The organism is Corallococcus sp. AB038B (assembly GCF_003668955.1).
In the GTDB taxonomy this organism is placed as follows: Bacteria; Myxococcota; Myxococcia; order Myxococcales; family Myxococcaceae; genus Corallococcus; species Corallococcus exiguus.
The window spans coordinates 75,239-92,503 of sequence record NZ_RAWO01000021.1 but is presented as its reverse complement, the minus strand read 5'-3'; the positions used below and the strand labels follow the sequence as shown (position 1 = coordinate 92,503).

Sequence of the window (17,265 nt, the reverse complement as noted above, 5' to 3'; positions counted from 1 at the left end):
CTGGCTGAAGGTCAAGACGCGCATGCGGGCCATCGGCGCCCGCACGCATGTGGCCCTCCGCGAAGCAATGCGAGAGGCACTTGCATCCGTGAGGCCACAGGACGCAGCGGCCTGGTTCGCCTACTGCTGCTACCCGCCTCAACCGTCGTGATCACCGTTGTAGGCATTGCCCTTCAGCGCTTCGCGGTCACCTTCCACAGCGTGTTGCTGGCGTCATCCGCGACCAGCAACGCGCCGTCCGGCAGCACCGTGACGCCCACCGGCCGGCCGTGCACCCGGGCCTGGGCCGTGTCGGTGATGAAGCCCGTGAGGAAGTCCTCCGGCGGACCGGAGGGCCTCCCGTCCTTGAACGGCACGAACACGACCTTGTAGCCAGACAGCTCCGCGCGGTTCCACGAGCCGTGCTGCCCGATGAACGCTCCGCCCCGGTACTTCTCCGGGAACGCCTGGGCCTCGTAGAACGCCAGGCCCAGCGACGCGGTGTGGGAGCCCAGGGGCACGTCCGGCACCAGCGTCTTCGCCACCAGGTCCGGCCGCTGTCCCGCCAGGCGCGGGTCCTCGTTCGCTCCGAAGTACGCGTAGGGCCAGCCGTAGAACCCGCCGTCCTCCACGTGCGTGAGGTAGTCCGGCACCAAGTCCTCGCCCAGGTTGTCGCGCTCGTTCACCGCCGTCCACAGCGTGCGCGTGCCCGGGGCCCAGCCCATGCCCACGGGGTTGCGCAGGCCGCTCGCGTAGATGCGTTCGCCGGTGCCGTCCGGGTTGATCTCCAGGATGTTGGCGCGGCGCTCCTCCTCCTTCAGGCCGTGCTCGGCCATGTTGCTCGCGGAGCCCACGGACACGTAGAGCTTCGAACCGTCCGCGTTGGCCAGCAGGTTGCGCGTCCAGTGGTTGTTGTAGCCGCCCGCGGGCAGCTCCAGGAGCTTCTCACCGGGGGCCTTCAGCGACGTCTCACCGGCCGTGTATGGGTAGCGCCAGACGGCATCCGTGCCGGCCACGTAGAAGAGGTCGCCCAACAGCAGCATGCCCAGCGGCTGCTTCACGCCCTCCAGGAACACCTCGCGGACCTCCGGCGTGCCGTCGCGGTCCGCGTCGCGCAGCAGCGTGATGCGGTTGGCGCTGTGGCCCAGGTTCTGTGAGCGCACCTTGCCGGACTCGATGGAGTCCTCCTTGTCCTGCTCGCTCTTGAACTCGGAGCTGGCCTCGGCCACCAGGACGTCGCCGTTGGGCAGTACGTAGGTCCAGCGCGGGTTGCGCAGGCCGTCCGCGTAGCGCGTCACCTCGAAGCCTTCCGGGGCCGTGGGGCGCTTGCCTTCCGGCCAGCCGACGACCGTGCTGTACCGCTCCACCTTGAAGCCGGGGTCGGGTGCGGGCAGCGCGGGCGCCTTCGTGGAGGTGTCGGGAGTGGAGCGGTGCGCGCAGTTCGTCAGGAACAGCGCGGCGCCCACGCAGAAGGAGGCTCGGAGGAAGACGGTCATGCCCTTCCTCTAGGGGCCTCCTCGCTGTCCGGCGATGACGGACGGATCCGCCCCTCGCACGGGTGTTGAGTTGTGGGAAGGGCAGGACGCCTGCTGCTCAAGAAGTGAACACGTTCCGCACGTAGCCATCCACCTTCTGCTTGAAGTACCCGTAGCCCTTCGGCGCGTCCTCGGTGGGAATCTCCCCGGTCTCTGCCAGGCTCTTGAAGCTGCGCAGCACCTTCCTCACCTGCATGGCGGGGACGCCGCGCATCCGCTTCGCCAGCGCCTCGCCCAGCGCGCCGCCCGGAGGCGAGAAGGCCTGGTGCAACGTCACCTCCGTGCCGCCATTCGGAGCGGGCCGGAAGCGCACCCACCCTCGCGTCTTCACGGGGCTGTCCTCCGTGGACTCCCAGCTGTGGAACTCCGGCGCGCGTTCCTCCACGAGGCGCGAGTCCCAGCTCACCTCGCGTCCCAGCGGTCCGTGGATCCGAAAGTGCCGGCCGTCACCGGCCGTGGGAGTGACTTCCGCGAAGTGCTCCATCAGGCGGCTCAGCGTGGAGGGTTCACGCCACAGGCGGTAGAGCTCCTCCACCGGACGTCCCACCGTGAGCGTGTGCTCCACTTCGATGAGCTGTCCATGCCGCGCTTCCTTGCCTGTCAATGCGCGGCGGGCCTTCCGAGCGATCGAGGAGAGCGCACGCCGCTGGGATTGCAGGCCCCCATAGAGCACGGCGCCGCCCGCCAGGGCCACCACCGTGCCCCCGAGCGAGCGACGTTTCATCCCCACGGACATCATTGTTCCCGCGACCACCACCGCGGCGGTCAGCTTCCATTGGCCCGAGCGGAGTTCCTCGGTGGCCTGGGAGCGGACTTCCCGCAGAGCTGTCGTTCGTGAGCTCGTCATGGTTCCTCCTGGCCTGACGCGCAGGAGGGTGTTGCACGGGCGTCAGGCACTTCCCGCGAAGCTTTGGGCCGGGATGCGCTGGGACAACCGTGCCTGGAGCTGGGGCGGGGGAACCAGCGCTCCGGCGGTCCTCAGTGAAGGGGTGAAGCGGCCGGCGTGTGGATGTGTTCGGGGCGCACGCCCAGGCCAATCAGGCGCGCGGGGATGCGGCGCAGCGCGGGGATGCGCTTCACCAACTGGAGGCTCAGGGGCAGCCGGCCGTTGCTGAAGGCGCGCTTCCGGAGCGCCGCGTCCACCACGCGGTTCTGGATGAGCACCTGCGCTCGCTGGGTGAGACGGGTGGGGAACTCGCGGCGCTGCTGGACGCGGCGCAGGTCCTCGGTCGTGACACGGCGGGCGAGCAGGGGGCCCGCGAGCAGGTTGGCGGTGGCCACGGCATCCTGCACCGCCAGGTTGATGCCCACGCCGCCCACGGGCGACATGGCGTGCGCCGCGTCGCCAATGCACAGCAGGCCGGGTTGGTACCAGGTGCGCAGCCGATCCACCCGTACGGTCAGCAGCTTCACGTCGTCCCAGCTTCGGATTTCACCGGCGCGGTCGGCGAGGAACGGCGCCTGCTTCACGAGTTCGGCCCGGAAGGACTCCAGGCCGCGCGCCTGGACGGACGCGATGCCGCCCTTGGGGATGACCCGGCCGCACTGCCACTGGTCGCCCCGGTTGATGAGCAGGAAGAGCGCTCCGCGCTCGAAGTGGCCCAGGGGTGGGTTGGGATCGTCAGGTCTGCGCGACACGCGGAACCAGAGCACGTCCATGGGAGCGCCCAGGTTCTGGACCTCCAGGCCGGACTGCTGACGCAGCGTGGACTTCCGGCCGTCCGCCGCTACCACCAGCGATGCGCGCACCTCCAGCGGACCTTCGGGCGTTCGCGCATGGACACCGACGACCTGGTCATGGTCTCGCTTGAGGTCTGTCACCTCCGTGCGGCGGAGGAGCTGGAAGGTCGGGTACATGGCGGCCTTGCGCGCGATGAAGTCGAGCAGGTCCCACTGCGGCATGAAGGCCAGATAGCGCGCGTGCGTGGGGAGGTGGCGGAAGTCCCCCACGGTGACCTCGTGTTCGCCGACCTGGAAGCGCAGGTCCAACATCTTCGAGTGGGGAAGGGCGAGCAGTTCGTCCAGCCAGCCCAGCTCGTGCATCAGCTCCAGCGTGGACGGGTGGAGCGTGTCGCCCCGGAAGTCGCGGAGGAAGTCCGCGTGCTTCTCCAGCACCGCCACCTCCACTCCGGCCCGGGCCAGCAGCAGCCCCAGCATCATTCCCGCCGGCCCTCCGCCCGCGATGCAGCACTGTGTGGTGAGCGTCGGGTCGGCCATGGTGGTGCCTCCTCGAGGAAGGGTTCATCCCGCTATGGGGCGTGGCACCTGGAGTGGCGGCCGATGCGCCGTGCGGTGTCCGACACTCATCACGCAGTTCACGGCACCTCGCGCCCGCCGATTTCCGGGAAGCGCTCGTAGGCCCGCTTGAGCGCTTCCAGATGGGCGGGGTCGTCCAGGTCGAGGGGCGCCTCGGTGAGCTGCACGATCCAACCGCCCGTCGCCGTGCGCCGCGATCGTGAGAGCAATTCTGTATCGCGAGCAGGATCCGGGAACCCGATGGCTCGTGCGGCGGCATCCGACCAGTAGTTCAGCCACCCGAGGTAATAAGGAATCTCGGGCGAGCGGATGTGCTCGAAGAGCTTCAGGGCGGGCAACCCCCGACGTGGAGACGGTGGTCCTTCCAGCGTGGGGGCGGTCTGATACGCGATGTCCAGTGCGGCTCCGTCTGGCGTTGCTTGTCCCCAGAATGCGTGTGCACCCTCCGCCACGGCTTCAAGCACATTCGCCGCTGCCGAGATTACGGCCGCGTCCAGGGGCAGCTTCGCATGGAGCTGGGATTGCGGCTCGCCGCGAGGGCTTGCAGACACGGATCGATTGTGCCCGGAAATCATCACGGGATAACGCTCGTCACCGTTACATATAAAAGGGAACCCGCCACGCGCTGCCTCCTGGGTCAACCACGCATCGCGCTGGGGCACGACAGCAAGCTGTCGCTTCTCCGTCACTCTCCAGTCCAGGCGCAATCCGGGCAACGCGCGTTCCAGGCCGTGGACAGTCGCGAGCGTGCGGTTGTCGCCACCCACAAGCGCAGGCGCGTAGATATTGAGAAGGAGGGGGCCTTGAGCGGTCATCTTTTACACCCAGTGACAACGACCTTGAAGGTGGAGTCCTGCGTGAGCAGGGCGAGCTTGTGCGCTTCAGTGCTCACTCCAACTAAGAACTCATATCCACAGGCCCATGCGATGTCGCGCTCCTTGGTCAATTGTTTGATTTCGTCTTCGATTTCGCGGCCCTGAACGAAGATGTTGTATGAATCAAACTGGTGGGTCTTGATTTCCCAGAGCACCCACGCGCCGACTTGCAGCGCATCGAAGCGCACCCCGCCCACGCTCACGTCCATTCCGGGATAACGGTTCGGGGGGAACCTGTCGGCGCACTCGTTGTGTGGCCCATCCTTGGATGCGCGAGGTACTGGAACCGGCTCACAACTGGCGCGTCGTGTCCGGTCCACGGGCACGGGGGGCACCGGGGGCTTCCAGTTCTTCCCCGCTGGCTCCGGCTCCAACTCGGGCTTCCGCTTCGCTACGGCTTCCCGGGGCGCCACCTTCGTTCCTCGCGAGGCTCCTGTTTCCTCGGGATAGAGGTGACGGAGCTCATACGCATCAAACTCCTCCTTGATGGCGACGGCGACCACCACCACGCCCAGGACGATCACGGCTCCCACGGCAATCTCAGGAGCCGCCAGCACACAGAGCCCGAGTCCCAGGGTCGCGGCGTCAGCGGAGGCGACCGTGCATCTTCCCGTGGTGTCGTGGAACTCGACCCGGTCCTGGTCGAGCGCCGGATAGCACCGCTCCACCAGCACGGGCCAAGGCTCGGACGCTTCGCGAACGACGCATCGCCCGCCGTCCCTCCAGGGCAGCGCCGCCGCTCGCTGGAGGTTGGCACTGCGTCGGCCGCGTGCCGCAGGCTCCCTCGTAATGGGCTCCGTCGCGGCACAGCCCGAAATGAACAGCAGAATTGCGATGCACGCGCGCAAACGCATGGCCACGGTTACCGCCCCACGAAGTCCAGCAGTACAGCGTAGTGCGTGGCGGCCGCGGCGACGACCATGACGTGGAACACCTCGTGGTAGCCGAAGACGTGGGGGATGGGATCCGGCCACCGGCGCGCATACACCACGGCGCCCACTGCGTAGAGCATGGCCCCGAAGAAGAGCCAGCCCACGCGGCCCTGGCCCATCACCCCGGGCAGGTTCCAGAACACCGGGGCCGCCACGCAGCCCAGCGCCACGTAGAGCCCCGAGCGCAGGCCTCGCGACGCGGAGATGCCCGCGAGCGTCAGCGTGGCTCCCGTCAGCGCCGCTCCCCACATCACCCAGAGCAGCTGCTGGCTCAGGCCCCCCATGGGGTCCAGCGTCGCCAGCGGCGTGAAGCTCCCCGCGATGAGGATGAAGATGGCCGCGTGGTCGAACCGGCGGATCCGCTGGTACGTCGCCGCGCTCCAGGTGGGCCAGTGGTAGCCCCCACTCACTCCGAACATCAGCACCATGCTGCCGCCAAACACCAGGTTCGCCGCGTACTGCACGCCGTGCACCGGCAGTTGCGCCATCCTCACGCAGCCCACTAGCGCCGCCACGAACGCGATGACGTGGGACAGGCCGCGCAACCGGGGCTTCAGACTCTCTTCCATGGCGGTGCTCGTACTTCCCGCACGTCATGGCTTCGTCAGCGCCCGCGCGCCTTTTCGCCCAGGGCGTCGCGTTCTCCACGCATGGCCCCGGGGGAGTGTCGCCGGGACGTCAGCGCGCGGCCCTGGCCGGCACCCGGCACGCGGCGTGGCCCAGGATGACGTCCCCGTCGACGGTGCTCGTCGGCGTGGGCGTCCAGCCGGCGCGCAGCCTCGCGTCCAGCAGCTCATCAGCGGTAGGGCAGCGGTCCCACACGGAGACCGAATTCACTCCGCCCAGTCAGGTGGTGTCGAAGACGAGGTAGCGCTCTTCTTCCCAGGGCAGCACCACGTCGTGGGTGAACTCGTCCTGGACCACCACCGCCGCCACGTCGCGCGGCGGGGTACTCGCGAAGCCCCAGCGGACCACGTCCTGGAGCAGCGTGAGCGGCGCGAGCTGCCGCTCCAGGGCGGCGCGCCGCTCGGGGGACAGCCCGGAGTGGTCGGTCAGGGGCACCATGGCCCGGAGTGTAGCCGGGCCGGGCCCGGGCTTCACGCCGCCGCGGGCTTCTGCTGGTCGTCCAATGTGCCGGAGCGGATCGCCTTGCTCGCGGCGCCCGACATGACCTCCGCCAACGTCTGCACGGAGTGCGTGACGGTGCGCGTCTCCTCCACGGCCTGGAGCGTGCGCTGCATCTGGCCGGACAGCTCCTGGATGGCCTGGGCAATCTGATGCGTGCCCGAGTCCTGCTGCGCCACGGCCTGGGTGATCTGCCTCACGCTGCCGGTGGTGTCTCCGATGATGCTCGTCAGCTTCTGCAGCTGCGCTCCGGAGCCGCGGACGGCGTCCAGGCTCACCTGCACGCGCGCCTCGCCCTGTTCGCTCATCTGCGCGGCCTCGCGCATGCTCATGCTCACGCCGTCGAGCACGTCGCGGATGCGCTCGGTGGCGCGGATGGACTGGTCCGCCAGCCGGCGCATCTCCTTGGCCACCACGCCAAAGCCCTTGCCGCTGTCGCCGTTGCGCACCGCCTCGATGGCCGCGTTGATGGCCAGCATGTTGGACTGGTCCGCCAGCGTCTTCACGTCGTCGACGATGCTGGACACCTCGCGGGTGCGCTCGTCGAGCGCGAGGATGCGCGAGGCCATCCCCGACACCTCCGTGCGGATGGCGGCCAGGTCCGTCAGCGTGCGCTCCAGGGCGGCGCCGCCCTCGCGCCCCACCGCCTCCGCGCTCTCCGCGGACGCCGCGAGCACCCGCGCCTTGTCCGCCGTCAGGTGCGAGCCCTGGCGGATCTCCTCCACCGTCTGCTCCAGCTCTCGCAGCGCGGCGGCCTGACGGCTGATGCCCACCGTCTGCTCCTCGCTGGAGGTGTGCAGCTGCTGCACGACGGCGGCGAGCTCGTCCGCGCCGCGTCCCATGCCCTCGGCCAGCAGGCGCACGTCCTTGCGGCGCGCGTCCAACTGGTGCGTGTACTCCGCCAGCGAGCGCACCACCTCCGCGGAACGCCGCGCCACGATGGCCACGAGCGACAGCGTGAGCGCGAAGAAGCCCCAGTGCACCTGGCTTTCGGTAGCCTCCATCAGGCCCAGCATTGGCAGGGTGCTGAGCAGGAGCACGAAGGTGAGGACCCCCAGGCCCGCGACGAAGATGCGCGCGTCCTTGTTCCCCTTGAAGGCCTCGACCACCGCGACCCCCACGCACACCAGCAGTCCGGGCAGCGAGTAGAGGATGAAGGCGGACAGCAGCCGCCATGCGGAGCCCAGGTCCATCACCACGATGATCGCCTGGAGGATGGCCGGCACGGTGACTACCGCCGCGCCCCGGCGGAACCAGCGCAGCTTGTCCGTGCCCACCGTATCGGAGATGAACCACGCCAGGGCGGGCAGGATGGCGTACGAGCCCAGCAGCGTGAGGACGCTGCCGGTGGCCGCCTTGCCCCAGAGCGCCGGGAACAGGCCGCTGGAGCCCAGCAGCAGCGCGCCCGAGCCCGCGGAGAACACGGTCAGCGCGGCGAGCATCCGCCCCTGGCGGCGCAGGAGGGCGGCGAACAGCGACACCGCGCCAATGCCCACCAGCAGCGTCCCCATGACGAAGGGCGCCAGTCCCAGGCGCGTCACCTCCGCAAGCAGCTCCTGGCGCGAGCCCACCTTCGCGTCGCGCGTGACGCCGATGGCGGGCCCATGCGCCTGGATGCGCAGGAGCACGCGATGGCCCATGGACGCGGGCGGCACGGGCACCAGGTGCCAGACCATGTTCTCCATGATCTCCTGGCCGTCGGGGGCCAGCGTCCCGCTGGCGTGGACGCGCTGGCCGTCGGCGTAGACCTCGAAGGCGTTGGCCACGTTGCCCAGGAAGAGGGCGGGCTCCAGCCACGGGCCCTGGGGCACGGGGATGCTCAGCCAGAGGAAGGTGTTCGTCCCGCGGCCCGGCGGTTCCTGGAGCGCGGTCATGGCCTGCCAGCCCGCCGCGTCCTCCGGCTCCGTCGCCCACGTGGGGGCGCCGTCAGGCCCCAGCGGCGAGTCTCCCCAGCGATAGCGCCACCCGTCGAGCGCGGGCTGGGCGGCCGTTGTCCCAGAGGCCTCCGCCCGGGCGGCGGGCGCGAACGCGAGGAGCATCAGCAGCACGGCCCCCACGCCCGCGAGCCGCGAGAAGAGGGCCTTCCGGGAGCCGCGGAAGGGAGTGAGCCGGAGCTGTAAGTCGAGAGCGAAGACACGGGAGCGACGCATTCGAGACACATGCTCCAGCGCGAGGGGGTCAAAAGTAAAATGGGTCCCTCATGCCTCCCCGCCGTGCCTCCGGCCGCTGCGTTTCACGCGCTGTTCACAAAACAGACGGAGCGGACCGGATAGAATCGTAAAACATGAAATTGTTCTCAGAATCGGCGTGACGCCCGGTCCTGTGTCGGAACCCTACCCCGGAGGTTCGCTGCTCCTCTGGGGCACCATGGCTTCCGGGCGTGGCGGGCCCGTGTGTCCCGAAGGGGGACGGGCTTGCGAGGGCCCGGCATGGTGCCGCCTGCGACGGTGCGAGGACGGACTCCTGGTCCGCCTGTACCCAGGTCCCATGCGTGGCTTCAGTACAGGGATGCACGGTGCTCGCGGGGTGTGAACCACCTGGCCGCGGCTCGGGTGAGCTCCTCGGGATTGGGGGTCGTATCGCTCGCCCAGGCCACGAACCCATCCGGACGCACGAGCACCGCGCTCAGTCCCAGGCGATTCCTGACGTCGCTGGCCACGTACCGGACCTGGTCGCCCCAGCGGCCATCCAGCGCTTGCAGCGACGCGTGCCGGCCGAAGTCCAACAGCAGCCCGGTTCCATCCCGGAGCCGGGTGCCGAGCCGCTCTCCGTCCTCCCACTCGAAGTCCGGGCAGCTGCGGCCCACCAACGGGTGTGGCTCGCCGAAGTCGTAGCGGAGGGACACGCCCCAGAGACGTTCAGCGAAGTAGGTCGCGCCGTCGCGCGTGTCGAGCACGTCGCGAAGGATGGCTTCGAGCGCGCGGGAGTGGGGGCTGGGTCGCATCAGCGCGACCTGGGCCCGCGTCCAATCGAGGATGCGCGCCCCCACGGGATGCCGCTCCTGGGTGTAGCTGTCGAGCAGGCCCTCGGGGGCGTCGCCTCGGAGGGTCGCCGCGAGCTTCCACCCGAGGTTCATGGCGTCCCCGAGTCCGAGGTTCAGGCCCTGTCCGCCCAGGGGTGAATGAATGTGCGCGGAGTCGCCCGCCAGCAGCACCCGTCCCTTGCGGTAGGTCGTGGCCTGCTGCGAGCGGTCGGTCCAGGTCGAGGCGAGGTGCAACGCCTGGACGGTCACATCCGTGCAGGACACGCGTCGCAAGACGGCTTGCACGTGCTCGAGGGTGAGCGCTTGGGTGCGATGGGCGGCGCCGCCGTCGAAGTCGGTCATCGCGATCACCCCGGGCTGCCACTGGGTGTACATCCCGGTCGGCGTGTAATGACGGCCCAGGCGGAGCTTTTCCGGGTCGGCGAACTCGGCCTGGACCGAATAGCCCGTGAGCTCAGGTCCGGTCCCCACGAACTCGAAGCCCCCTTGCTTGCGGACGGTGCTGCGGCCGCCATCGCACCCCACGAGCCAACGCGCGCGAAAACGTTGCCCACCGGCATGGACAATCACCTCCTCGTCCGAAGCCTCGAAGCCTTCGACACCCTGGCCACGATGGAGCTCCACGCCCAGGGCGTGTGCGTGAGCGGCGAGGACGCGCTCGAGATGCGCCGTTTCGCTTCCCAGTTGCATGTCGGCCGGGCCGGGGAGCCGGTACGTCCAGCGCGTCGAATCGACATTGCTGTATTCGAACGGGATGCCCGCGAAGTGGCCGGCCGGCCCGCGCAGCTGTGCGCTGGATGCCATGGAGCCGGGGCTCGGTTGGCCACGGGCATCCGCGTTGGAACGAGGGTTCGACGCGATGGCTTCCAGCAGTCCGCGCCGGTGGAACGCTTCGATGCTGGGGCCCCAGAGTCCTCGCCTTCCAAACGGGAGTCGCTTCAGGGGGGAGTGCGGATCCTCCGCTTGTTCAAGCACCAGCACGGTGCGCTTCGCGAGCCGCAGCTCGCAGGCCAGGAACAGGCCAACCGGGCCGGCCCCCGCGATGATCACGTCGTAGACCAAGGTGTCTTCCTGGCTCGGGTGTTGAGTTCTCATCCACGCTAACGCAGTCATTCCGGCACGGTCGCGCCAGGGGAGCGATGCCTGCCTGGTCCTCCCGGGAAGGTGGGGCGAATTGCCCCAGCTGGGGCCTTTCGGGCGGAGGCCTGCCCCCGCGTCTTCTCCTCCTGATGCATGGCACGCCGGATGCTGCGTCCTCCTGGCATGTCGAAGGTCCAGAGAGTCCTCACCACTGCACTGCCATTGCTGCTGCTGTGCGTGGCGGCGTACGTGCTGCACCGCGAGCTGTCGCACTACCGCCGCGAGGACGTGAGCGCGGGGCTCGCGGCCGTGACGGCGAGTCGCATCCTCCTGGCCCTGGCCGTGACGGTCGTGAACTACGCGGCGCTCACGCTGTACGACGTGCTGGCGTTGGGGCACGCGGGGCACCGGATTCCCTATTCGCGCGTGGGGTTCACGTCCTTCGTGGGCTACGCCTTCGGGCACAACCTGGGCGCGTCGTTCCTGAGTGGCGGGTCGGTGCGCTACCGGCTGTATTCCGCGTGGGGGCTCACCGCGTTGGACGTCGCGCGGGTGTCCGCGTTCAACGCGCTCACCTTCTGGCTGGGCCTGGCCGCCGTCACCGGCGCGTCATTGCTCCTGGAGGGCGGGGGTGGGGTGCTGTCCCTGTCCACGTCCGTGGCGCACGGAGTGGGGGCCGCGCTGGTTTTGCTGCTCGTGGGCTACTTCGTGGCATGCGCCACCGTGCGCAAGCCGCTGCGGATTCGCGGCCTGGAGTGGACGCTGCCCACGCCCGCGCGGGCGCTGGCCCAGTTGGTGGTGTCGTGCGGGGACTGGGCGCTGGCGGCGGCGGTGCTGTGGGTGCTGCTACCCCCGGACAGCGTGTCGCTGCCGTCGCTCACGGCGCTGTTCGCGCTGGCGCAGTTGGCGGGCATCGCCAGCCAGGTGCCCGCGGGCCTGGGCGTCTTCGAGACGGTGATGCTCTCCGCGCTCACGCCCCGCGTGCCCGCGCCGCAGGTCGTGGGCGTGCTGCTCGTGTACCGGCTCGTCTACTACCTGCTGCCCTTCACGGTGGCGGCGCTGCTGCTCGCGGGACATGAGTTGCTCCAGCGCCGTCACCACCTCACGCGGCTGGCGAAGGTGGTGCACAGCTCGTTCGCGCCGGTGGTTCCGTGGGCCGCGTCGGCGGTGGCGTTCGTGGCGGGCATGGTGCTGCTCTTCTCTGGCGCGACGCCGCCCGTCGCCGAGCGGCTGGCGCTGCTCCGCCGGCTGGTGCCCCTGCCGCTCCTGGAGGTGTCGCACCTGCTGGGCAGTCTGGTGGGCGTGTCGCTGCTCCTGCTCGCTCACGGGCTCCAGCGGCGCCTGGACGCGGCCTATGTGCTGACGCAGGTGCTGCTGGTGGCGGGCGCGGTGTTCTCCGTGGTGAAGGGCGTGGACTACGAGGAGGCCACGCTGCTGCTCGTCCTGGCCGCGGCGCTGGCACCGTTCCATCAGCAGTTCTACCGGCACACGTCGCTGTTCGCGGAGGCCTTCAGCCCCGGGTGGCTCCTGGCCACGGTGGCGGTGGTGGGCGCGTCGGTGTGGCTGGGGTTCTTCTCCTACCGGCACGTCGAGTATCGCAACGACCTCTGGTGGCACTTCGCCTTCTCAGGCAACGCACCGCGCTTCCTGCGTGCCAGCGTGGGCGTGCTGGGGGCGACCATCGTGGCGGGGCTGGCCGCGCTCCTGCGACCGGCGACGCCGCGCACACATCCGCCGACGGTGGAGGAGCTGCAGCGGGTGCGTCCCCTGGTGGCGAGCGCCCCGGAGTCCATGGCCTCGCTGGCGCTGGTGGGGGACAAGTCCCTGCTGCTCAACGACGCGAGCACCGCGTTCCTCATGTACGGCGTGTCGGGGCGCGCGTGGGTGTCCATGGGCGACCCGGTGGGACCGCCGGACGCGGCGACGGAGCTGGCGTGGCGCTTCCTCGAAATGGCGGACCGGCACCACGGCTGGGCGTGCTTCTACCAGGTGGGGCCGGGCGCGCTGCCGCGCTACCTGGACCTGGGGCTCACACTGCTCAAGCTGGGCGAGGAGGCCACCGTTCCGCTCCAGGACTTCAACCTGGAAGGGCCGGAGCGCCGGGGCCTGCGCCACGGCATGCACCGCATGGAGCGCGAGGGCTGGACCTTCGAGGTTCAACCGCGCGAGGCCGTGCCGGAGCTGGTGCCGCAGCTGCGAGCCATCTCCGACGCGTGGCTCGCGGAGAAGCACACGCGTGAGAAGGGCTTCAGCCTGGGCTGTTTCTCCCCGCGCTACCTGGAGCAGGGGCCGGTGGCGCTGGTGCGCAGGAACGACGTGCTCATGGGCTTCGCCAACGTGTGGGCTCCGGACACGAAGGAGGAGCTGAGCGTGGACCTCATGCGCTACCAGCCGGGAAGTCCCCATGGGGCCATGGACTTCCTCTTCACGTCGCTGATGCTGTGGGGCCGGGGGCAGGGCTTCCTGCGCTTCAACCTGGGCATGGCGCCCTTCAGCGGCTTCGAGGCACGCGCGCTCGCGCCCATGTGGAACCGGCTGGGCGCGCTCCTGTTCCGGCACGGTGAGCACTTCTACAACTTCCAGGGACTGCGCCAGTACAAGGAGAAGTTCCGTCCGGACTGGGCGCCGCGCTACCTGGCCTCGCCGGGCGGGCTCGCGCTGCCGGGCGTGCTCGCGGGCGTGGCGTCGCTGGTGTCGCGCGGGCTGGGCGGGGTGGTGGCGAGATGAGGACGCGCGCGAAGTGGTTCCTGGTGGGGGCCGTGCTCGTGCTGGCGCTGGCGCTCATCCCGTGGTCGCGCACGTGCGCGGCGCCCTCCGTCGCTCCGGCCCCGGTGGCGATCCCCGTGCCCCAGCCTCCCGTCGCTCCGCGCGTGGAGACGCGGCACATCGGTGGCCGCTTTGGCCACGTCACGGTGGTGACGCCCCCGGGGAGGCCCGGGACGGTGGTGCTCCTCCTGGCGGATGGGACCGCGGAAAAGGGCAGGGCGCTGGAGCTGTCCACGGCGCTGGCCGCGCACGGCGCGCTGGTGCTCGGGGTGGACGCAGGGGCCTATCTGCGCGCTTTGGAGAAGGGCACCCGGTGCGCGTACCCGGCGGGCGACCTGGAGGTCCTGAGCCAGGGCTACCAGCGGCACGCGGAGCTGCCCGAGTACCTGCACCCCGTCCTCGTGGGGGACGGCACGGGTGCGGCGCTGGCCTACGCGGCGCTGGCCCAAGCTCCTCCGGGCACGTTCCGGGGCGCGGTGAGCGTGGACTTCACGCCGGAGGTGACGACCTCCGTGGCCTTCTGTCCGGGCGCGGGGCTCGTGCGCTCACGCGCGGACAAGGACAGGCGCGAGCGGCTGGCCCCGGCGCGTGCGCTGAATCAACCGTGGGTGCTGCTTGGCGCGGAGCATGATCCGGCCCATCCGGTGAAGGCCGCGCACGACTTCACCCGCTCGCTGACGACGGCCCGCGTGCTGACGGTGCCGGGGCCGGGCCTGGCCCGCATGCCGGTGGATGCATGGCAGGGGGCGCTGCTGGCCGCGCATGATGCCGCCGCCGCGCCGCTCCCATCGGAAGCGCTGCCGCCGGTCTCCACGCCAGCGTCGCCTCCAGACGCGGGCACCCAGGGGCTCTCCGGGGACACGTCGGTGGAGGGCCTGCCGCTGGTGGAGGTCCCCGCGACGTCGGATGTCCCGGGCGACACGCTGGCGCTCTTCGTCACCGGCGATGGCGGCTGGGCCAGCCTGGACCAGACGGTCTCCGAGTCGCTCGCCGCGCAGGGCATCCCCGTCGTGGGCTTCAACTCACTGCGCTACTTCTGGAAGCGCCGCACGCCGGAGCAGACCTCCGCGGACGTGGCCCGAGCGCTGCGCCATTACCTGTCCGCGTGGGGCAAGGAGCGCGTGGTGTTGCTGGGCTATTCGCGCGGCGCGGACGTGGTGCCGGCCATCGCCGCGCGCCTGCCGGAGGATTTGCGCGAGCGCGTGCGGATGGCCGTGCTGCTCGCGCCCGGCAAGGAGGCGGAGTTCGAGGTGCACGTCACGGACATCTTCGGCGGCAAGGGCCGGCCCACGGCCGCGGTGCTCCCGGACGTGCAGGCCCTGAAGGGGACGCCCGTGCTCTGCGTCTACGGTGACGAGGAACTGTCCGACAGCCTCTGCCCCACGCTGTCCGGCGTGCCCGGTGCGCGGGCCGTACTGCTCAAGGGTGGACATCACTTCGACGGGGACTACGCTGGCATCACCCGGGCCGTCCTGCGGGAACTCGGTATGGCATTGCCCTGATGCTCCGGAGTCTGGGGTCTCGTCGGCTGGCGGACGGGTGATTGTCTTTGAGGCCCGATGCATTGACTCGCATGGGCGAAACCTCTACTTCGCACCGGCCCGGCCCTGGCGCCGGGTCTCGTGGGGGGTTCCAAAAATGGTCCAGCAGTCGGCTCCCGTCGTCAGCACGGTCGAAGGACAGCTCCAAGGCGTCGTCGAGGAAGGGGTGTATGCCTTCAAGGGAATTCCCTACGCCCAGCCTCCCGTGGGCGCGCTGCGGTGGCGTCCTCCCGCCCCGGTCGTGCCCTGGAAGAACATCCGGCAGGCGTCCACGTTCGGCAAGTCCTCGCTCCAGTCTCGCGAAGGCTGCATCGCGGGCGGCGGCGGTGACCCGTATCCGATGGCTGAGGATTGTCTTTATCTCAATGTCTGGACGCCTCGCGTGGACCCCCAGGCGAAGCTGCCCGTCATCGTGTGGATCCACGGCGGCGCGTATGTGCTTGGCGCGAGCGGCCTGCCCCCGTACGACGGCGTGCCCATGGCGTCCCGTGACGCCATCCTCGTCACGATCAACTACCGCCTGGGCCACCTGGGCTTCCTGGCCCATCCGGCGCTCCAGAAGGAGCCGGGCGGCGGCGCGGCCAACTTCGGCCTGCTGGACCAGGTCGCCGCGCTCCAGTGGGTGAACCGCAACATCGCGAAGTTCGGCGGGGACGCGGGCAACGTCACCCTCATGGGCCAGTCCGCGGGCGCCAAGAGCGTGCTGGCCCTCTTCTGCATGGATGCCGCGAAGCCCCTGTTCCACCGGGGCGTGGCGATGAGCGTGTACGGCCTGGACGAGATGCCCTTGGCGCAGGCGCAGCTCAAGGGCGAGGCGTTGATCCGCGGCATGGGCGTGGCGGACGGGACCGCGACGCCGGAGCGCATGCGGCAGCTGCCCGCGGAGTCCTTCTGGCAGCAGCCGCCGGAGCACTCGCTGGCGCCGGTGGCCGTGTGCGGCGACACGGTGCTGCCCCAGTCCATCCTGTCCACCTTCAAGGCGCAGCAACAGTCGCGCGTGCCGCTCATCCTGGGCAGCACCAGCGATGACGTGAGCGTGATGGAGGCCATGGGCCGCGACCCCATGGAGATCCTCCAGGCGCTCCGGGACAACAACGTCCCCATCGGCCTGCTCTACCCGGGCGTGTCACCGGACGAAGAGCTGGCGCGGCAGGTGTGCCGCGACATCGTCTTCACGCTGATTCCGCGGCAGGTCGCGGACCTGCACCTCAAGGTCTCCGACGCGTGGCGCTTCTACTTCGAGTACACCGCCACCGAGCTGCGCCCGGAGTTCCCCGACGGCGTCCCGCACGGCTCGGACGTCCCGTACTTCCTGGACACGGTGGCCCGCTGCCCGCCCACCCAGGACGTGCTCTCGGACGAGGATCGCGCGTACTCGCGCCAGGTGAGCAACTGGATGCTCCAGTTCGCCCGCACCGGAGCGCCCGCGTCCGCGACCGAGTGGCCGAAGCACCAGCCGGGTGAGGACCGCACCCTGCGCATGCAGCAGCCGCCGAAGGTGGAGCACAACTTCATGCAGCTGCGCCTCAACGCCTTCCTGCTCGCGAGCGCCATCATCAACAGCGCGGACAGCCGCTCGGGCGGGAAGCACGACACCCGCGGCAACGTCCGCCACACGGGGGCCTCACCCCAGAAGAAGAACCGGCCCGAAGGCACGACCTAGCCCCTGAAAAGAGAAGGGCCCGGGCGCGAGTGTTCGCGGCCGGGCCCTTGCTGCTTCTTCGCGCGGACTTCTAGCTGCTGAAGAGCACCAGCACGAAGGTGCTCGACTGGGGCAGCTGGAACACGGTGCCCTGGCGCAGCGAGCCCTTGAAGAAGGGCGCCGCGTCGTAGGCGGTGGCGCCCTTCAGGGCCTCCTTCGTGGCCTCCGGCAGCCACCCACCGTCATCCATCTTCACCGTCAGCCGCGTGGGCTTCAGCGCGGCCTGGAGCGCCTGGGCCTCCGCCGCCGGGTACTCCAGCACCGCGAGGAACTGCGTGTCCGTGGGGCCCAGCCCGCCCTGGATGCCGCGCGGAGACTGGCGCCACTGCACCGCCTGGGGGCGGCGCGGCAGCGTCACGACCTTCTCCAGCGTCTCCAGGTCCGTTCCCGTCTTCGCCGCAGGCGCGGCCGTCTCTGTCGTCATGGATGCATTCCCCCCTGAGGGCTTGTCGCAGGCCAGCGAAACACACCCCGCGAGCAGGGTGGTAGCC

At 69.9% G+C, this 17,265-nt stretch carries 14 protein-coding genes; 3 read left to right on the top strand and 11 right to left on the bottom strand.

The window, feature by feature from the left end; all coding sequences use genetic code 11:
• Window positions 1–173: 173 nt before the first annotated feature.
• The 10 genes from D7Y04_RS41640 to D7Y04_RS41600 form a co-directional block, all read right to left on the bottom strand.
• Window positions 174–1,475 (bottom strand): sorbosone dehydrogenase family protein, encoded by a 1,302-nt coding sequence (locus D7Y04_RS41640; protein WP_121762948.1) that lies wholly within the window; start codon window positions 1,473–1,475, stop codon window positions 174–176.
• 97 nt (window positions 1,476–1,572) lie between these two features.
• Complete coding sequence (locus D7Y04_RS41635; RefSeq protein ID WP_121762947.1) at window positions 1,573–2,361, bottom strand: SRPBCC family protein; 789 nt, start codon at window positions 2,359–2,361, stop codon at window positions 1,573–1,575.
• A 131-nt stretch (window positions 2,362–2,492) separates the two neighbouring features.
• Window positions 2,493–3,731, bottom strand: coding sequence for an FAD-dependent oxidoreductase (locus D7Y04_RS41630; protein WP_121762946.1), 1,239 nt, complete (start codon window positions 3,729–3,731; stop codon window positions 2,493–2,495).
• A gap of 98 nt (window positions 3,732–3,829) precedes the next feature.
• Window positions 3,830–4,585 carry a DUF5953 family protein gene (locus D7Y04_RS41625; RefSeq protein ID WP_121762945.1) on the bottom strand — a complete coding sequence of 252 codons (756 nt, stop codon included), beginning with the start codon at window positions 4,583–4,585 and terminating at the stop codon, window positions 3,830–3,832.
• A complete protein-coding gene (locus D7Y04_RS41620; RefSeq protein WP_370457329.1) occupies window positions 4,582–5,319 on the bottom strand; it encodes a DUF6310 domain-containing protein in 738 nt (245 codons plus the stop codon). The genes D7Y04_RS41625 and D7Y04_RS41620 overlap by 4 nt, the downstream gene beginning before the upstream one ends.
• Window positions 5,320–5,507: 188 nt before the next feature.
• A complete protein-coding gene (locus D7Y04_RS41615) occupies window positions 5,508–6,146 on the bottom strand; it encodes a hemolysin III family protein (RefSeq protein ID WP_120594586.1) in 639 nt (212 codons plus the stop codon).
• 109 nt (window positions 6,147–6,255) lie between these two features.
• Complete coding sequence (locus D7Y04_RS44745; RefSeq protein ID WP_158627683.1) at window positions 6,256–6,414, bottom strand: hypothetical protein; 159 nt, start codon at window positions 6,412–6,414, stop codon at window positions 6,256–6,258.
• A 9-nt stretch (window positions 6,415–6,423) separates the two neighbouring features.
• On the bottom strand, window positions 6,424–6,678 hold the full coding sequence (locus D7Y04_RS41610; protein WP_233601828.1) for a hypothetical protein: 255 nt from the start codon (window positions 6,676–6,678) through the stop codon (window positions 6,424–6,426).
• On the bottom strand, window positions 6,675–8,852 hold the full coding sequence (locus tag D7Y04_RS41605) for a methyl-accepting chemotaxis protein (protein ID WP_120594584.1): 2,178 nt from the start codon (window positions 8,850–8,852) through the stop codon (window positions 6,675–6,677). Before D7Y04_RS41605 ends, D7Y04_RS41610 begins: the two co-directional genes overlap by 4 nt.
• A gap of 347 nt (window positions 8,853–9,199) precedes the next feature.
• Window positions 9,200–10,747 carry an FAD-dependent monooxygenase gene (locus tag D7Y04_RS41600; RefSeq protein ID WP_121762944.1) on the bottom strand — a complete coding sequence of 516 codons (1,548 nt, stop codon included), beginning with the start codon at window positions 10,745–10,747 and terminating at the stop codon, window positions 9,200–9,202.
• A 183-nt stretch (window positions 10,748–10,930) separates the two neighbouring features.
• On the opposite strand from D7Y04_RS41600, the gene mprF reads away from it, so the two are divergent.
• The 3 genes from mprF (at window position 10,931) to D7Y04_RS41585 (ending at window position 16,735) form a co-directional block, all read left to right on the top strand.
• Window positions 10,931–13,492 (top strand): bifunctional lysylphosphatidylglycerol flippase/synthetase MprF, encoded by a 2,562-nt coding sequence (mprF, locus tag D7Y04_RS41595; protein WP_233601826.1) that lies wholly within the window; start codon window positions 10,931–10,933, stop codon window positions 13,490–13,492.
• Window positions 13,489–15,033, top strand: a complete 1,545-nt coding sequence (locus D7Y04_RS41590; RefSeq protein ID WP_121762943.1) for a virulence factor family protein — start codon at window positions 13,489–13,491, stop codon at window positions 15,031–15,033. The genes mprF and D7Y04_RS41590 overlap by 4 nt, the downstream gene beginning before the upstream one ends.
• Window positions 15,034–15,169: 136 nt before the next feature.
• On the top strand, window positions 15,170–16,735 hold the full coding sequence (locus D7Y04_RS41585) for a carboxylesterase/lipase family protein (RefSeq protein ID WP_121762942.1): 1,566 nt from the start codon (window positions 15,170–15,172) through the stop codon (window positions 16,733–16,735).
• A 70-nt stretch (window positions 16,736–16,805) separates the two neighbouring features.
• Here D7Y04_RS41585 and D7Y04_RS41580 read toward each other — a convergent pair whose 3' ends face one another.
• On the bottom strand, window positions 16,806–17,198 hold the full coding sequence (locus D7Y04_RS41580) for a hypothetical protein (RefSeq protein ID WP_120600361.1): 393 nt from the start codon (window positions 17,196–17,198) through the stop codon (window positions 16,806–16,808).
• Between the last annotated feature and the right edge of the window lie 67 nt (window positions 17,199–17,265).

Coding starts and splice junctions, on each gene's coding strand:
- D7Y04_RS41640 (WP_121762948.1), bottom strand. CDS start 1,475: ATGACCGTCTTCCTCCGAGCCTCCTTCTGCGTGGGCGCCGCGCTGTTC.
- D7Y04_RS41635 (WP_121762947.1), bottom strand. CDS start 2,361: ATGACGAGCTCACGAACGACAGCTCTGCGGGAAGTCCGCTCCCAGGCC.
- D7Y04_RS41630 (WP_121762946.1), bottom strand. CDS start 3,731: ATGGCCGACCCGACGCTCACCACACAGTGCTGCATCGCGGGCGGAGGG.
- D7Y04_RS41625 (WP_121762945.1), bottom strand. CDS start 4,585: ATGACCGCTCAAGGCCCCCTCCTTCTCAATATCTACGCGCCTGCGCTT.
- D7Y04_RS41615 (WP_120594586.1), bottom strand. CDS start 6,146: ATGGAAGAGAGTCTGAAGCCCCGGTTGCGCGGCCTGTCCCACGTCATC.
- D7Y04_RS41605 (WP_120594584.1), bottom strand. CDS start 8,852: ATGCGTCGCTCCCGTGTCTTCGCTCTCGACTTACAGCTCCGGCTCACT.
- mprF (WP_233601826.1), top strand. CDS start 10,931: ATGCTGCGTCCTCCTGGCATGTCGAAGGTCCAGAGAGTCCTCACCACT.
- D7Y04_RS41590 (WP_121762943.1), top strand. CDS start 13,489: ATGAGGACGCGCGCGAAGTGGTTCCTGGTGGGGGCCGTGCTCGTGCTG.
- D7Y04_RS41585 (WP_121762942.1), top strand. CDS start 15,170: ATGGTCCAGCAGTCGGCTCCCGTCGTCAGCACGGTCGAAGGACAGCTC.
- D7Y04_RS41580 (WP_120600361.1), bottom strand. CDS start 17,198: ATGACGACAGAGACGGCCGCGCCTGCGGCGAAGACGGGAACGGACCTG.